The 980-nt window shown below is 53.3% G+C and carries 1 protein-coding gene; it reads right to left on the reverse strand.

The window, feature by feature from the left end; genetic code table 11:
- On the reverse strand, nt 1-980 hold a 980-nt coding region (locus tag A3860_RS40930), incomplete at both ends, for a hypothetical protein (protein ID WP_216823390.1).

Consider the following 980-nt stretch of genomic DNA (forward strand, 5'->3'; position numbering starts at 1 on the left):
GTGGTGCTGCTTTGCCATTGATAGGTTATGGGACCAGAACCGGTGGCGGCCGTTGTTACGGTGAATGCGGCCGGGTCGCTGCCACTGCAAATGGTTTGACCGGCAGCAATAACGCCTGCGGTTACACTATTAATGGTAACTGTAGCGCAATTGCTGGTAGCGGTACAGGGTACCCCATTGAGTGTTGATGTAGTTATGCGGCGATAGTAAGTTGTTACTGCCAGTCCGGTGGGTGCATCATAGGTTGCACTGGTTGCCCCGCTAACGTCTGCAAAACCTGCTGCACAGCTGGTGGTGCTGCTTTGCCATTGATACGTTAAAGCGCCAGAGCCGGTGGCGGCCGTTGTTACTGTGAATGCGGCGGGATCGCCCCCGCTGCAAATGGTTTGATCGGCGGCAATAACGCCAGCTGTTACATTATTAATAGTTACTGTAACGCAGTTGCTGGCGGCGGTACAGGTTCCGCTTAAGGTAGATGTTACTATGCGTTTGTAGTAAGTAGTTGTAGCCAGTCCGGCTGGTACATCATAAGTGGCACTGGTGGCGCCGACTATATTACTGAAACCGGCTGCACAGCTGGTGGTACTGCTTTGCCATTGATAGGTTAATGCGCCGGCCCCTGTTGCCGCAGTTGTTACTGTAAAGGCGGCCGGATCGCCACCACTGCAAATGGTTTGATCGGTCCCGATTGTTCCGGCTGTAACTCCATTAACTGTTACGGTTACGCAGTTGCTTGTGGCTGTACAGGGCACGCCGTTAAGTGTAGAAGTTGCAATGCGACGATAAAATGTTGTTGCTGCCAGCCCGCCAGGTGCATCATAGGTTGAACCGGTTGCCCCACTGATGTCGGAAAAGCCTGCTGCACAACTGGTAGTGCTGCTTTGCCATTGATACGTTAAGGAACCGGAACCGGTGGCGGCTGTTGTTACGGTGAATGCAGCGGGATCGCCCCCACTGCAAATGGTTTGATCGGTTGCAAT

This window comes from Niastella vici (assembly GCF_002077945.1).
Classification (GTDB): domain Bacteria; phylum Bacteroidota; class Bacteroidia; order Chitinophagales; family Chitinophagaceae; genus Niastella; species Niastella vici.